This window comes from Micromonospora sp. URMC 106 (assembly GCF_051386395.1).
In the GTDB taxonomy this organism is placed as follows: domain Bacteria; phylum Actinomycetota; class Actinomycetes; order Mycobacteriales; family Micromonosporaceae; genus Micromonospora.
Window position 1 is genome coordinate 1 of record NZ_JBPQTP010000219.1, and the last position, 2,171, is coordinate 2,171.

Here is a 2,171-nt window from a genome sequence, read left to right on the forward strand (position 1 = left end):
GCTCGCCGGCGGAACGCCCACCGGCCCGACCCGTGCTCGCCGGCGGGCCGGCCCGGCGTGGACCGTGAGGGACGGCGGGCCGAGCGGCCGGGGGACGGTCGCGGGTCAGCGGCGGTTGCCGCGCCAGCCGTGCACGGGCAGGTCGAACTTCGCCACCAGCCGGTCGGTGAACGGGCGGTCCCGCAGCCGGACGATGCGCACGGGCAGCGCGCCGCGCCGCACGGTGACCCGGGCCCCGGGCGGCAGGTCGTAGACGCGCCGGCCGTCGCAGGACAGCACCGCGAGGGTGGTGAACGGGTCGACGGTGATGGCGAACGTGGAGGTGGGCGCGGTGACCAGCGGCCGGCTGAACAGCGCGTGCGCGCTGATCGGGACCAGGAGCAGGGCCTCCACCTCGGGCCAGACCACCGGCCCGCCGCCGGAGAACGCGTACGCCGTCGAGCCGGTGGGGGTCGCGCAGACCACGCCGTCGCAGCCGTAGCGGGACAGCGGGCGGCCGTCCACGTCGACGAGGAGCTCCAGCATCTGGGCGCGCTCGCCCTTCTCGACGCTGATCTCGTTGAGCGCCCAGGACTCGATGGTCGGGCCGCCGTCGAACTCGGCGGTCACGTCGAGGGTGAGCCGCTCGTCCACGGTGTAGTTGCGGTCCACCACGTCCCGCACCGCGCTGTCGAGGTCGTCGATCTCCGCCTCGGCGAGGAAGCCGACCTTGCCGAGGTTGATGCCGAGCAGCGGCGCCTTCGCCGGCCGGGCCAGCTCCGCCGCGCGCAGGAACGTGCCGTCCCCGCCGAGCGCGAAGACGATCTCCGCGCCCTCGGCCGCCTGCGGGCCGGTCACCGGGACCACGCCGGGCAGGTCGAGGTCGTCGGCCTCCTCGGCGACGACCCGCACCTCGAACCCGGCCGCGATGAGGTCGGCGGCCACCGCCCGCGCGTGCTCGGTGCTGCGGCGGCGGCCGGTGTGCGTGACCAGCAGGGCGGTGCGGCTCACCGGGACGGCCGTCCCGTCGCGCCCACCCGCACCCCGCACCGTCGCGGCGCAGCCGCGACCGCGGGGCTCGCCAGCTCGCTCACCCGGCCACCTCCTCCGTCGCCGCGTCCGGCAGGCCGCCGGACGGCGCCGAGCCCTGCGGCCCGGCAGTCACCACGGCACGCACCCGCTCCGGATCGGCCGGCGGTGCGTCCCGGCGTAACCATACGAAGAACTCGACGTTGCCGCTCGGCCCCGGCAGCGGGCTCGCGGCCACGTCGGCCAGACCGAGGTCGAGGCGCGCCGCCGCGGCGGCCACGTCCAGAACCGCCTCGGCGCGCAGCGCCGGGTCGCGGACCACCCCGCCGGCGCCGACCCGCTCCTTGCCGACCTCGAACTGCGGCTTCACCATCAGCGCGAGGTCGCCGTCGGGCCGGGTGCAACCGGCCAGCGCCGGCAGCACCAGCCGCAGCGAGATGAACGACAGGTCGGCGACCGTGAGGTCGACCGGCCCGCCGATGATCTCCGGCGTCAGCGTACGGACGTTGGTGCGCTCGAAGACCCGCACCCGGGGGTCGTTGCGCAGCGGCCACGCGAGCTGCCCGTAGCCGACGTCGACGGCGACCACCTCGGCCGCGTCGGCGCGCAGCAGCACGTCGGTGAAGCCGCCGGTCGAGGCGCCCGCGTCCAGGCAGCGCCGGCCGGCGACCCCCAGCCCACCGGGGGCGAAGGCGGCCAGCGCGCCGGCCAGCTTGTGCCCGCCCCGGGAGACGTACTCCGAGCTGGGGTCCTCGCCCGTGACCAGCAGCGGGTCGGCGGGGTCGACCATCGCGGCGGGCTTGCGGGCGGGCACCCCGCGCAACTGGACCCGGCCGGCCTCCACCAGCGCGGCGGCCTGCTCCCGGGAGCGGGCCAGACCGCGGCGGACGAGTTCGGCGTCCAGCCGGTTACGACGTGCCATGCGTGGCTCTTCTCCGGTCCGGTCAGGCCTGGTCGATGGTGGCGAGGGTTTCCCGCAGCGTCTCGTACGCCGCCTCGTACTGCGCGACCTGGTCGGCCGGGGCGAGCGTCGCGGCGTTGGCCATCGCCCGCACGGCGGCCTCGACGGCGGGATGGCGTACGTCGTCGAGGTCCTCGGGCGGCTCGGGGCGTGGCGGCGGCCCCGGGCGCGGTCCGGACGTGGGGGCCGGCCGGACCGCGCC

General features: G+C 77.1%; 3 protein-coding genes. All 3 read right to left on the minus strand.

Annotated elements, in window-relative coordinates; translation table 11 throughout:
- Positions 1-105 precede the first annotated feature (105 nt).
- Positions 106-990: an NAD kinase gene (locus ACSNOB_RS31770; RefSeq protein WP_393112019.1), complete on the minus strand. Its 885-nt coding sequence runs from the start codon at positions 988-990 to the stop codon at positions 106-108.
- Between the two features lie 79 nt (positions 991-1,069).
- The gene (locus ACSNOB_RS31775; RefSeq protein ID WP_393112017.1) at positions 1,070-1,930 is read right to left on the minus strand and encodes a TlyA family RNA methyltransferase; all 861 of its coding nucleotides are present in this window, start codon (positions 1,928-1,930) and stop codon (positions 1,070-1,072) included.
- A 22-nt stretch (positions 1,931-1,952) separates the two neighbouring features.
- Positions 1,953-2,171, minus strand: a 219-nt coding sequence (locus ACSNOB_RS31780; RefSeq protein WP_436691116.1) for a hypothetical protein, incomplete at its 5' end; no start/stop codon positions are given.

What these genes read in the sequence shown, in the direction of transcription:
- ACSNOB_RS31775 (WP_393112017.1), bottom strand. Translation starts at nt 1,930, where the DNA reads ATGGCACGTCGTAACCGGCTGGACGCCGAACTCGTCCGCCGCGGTCTG.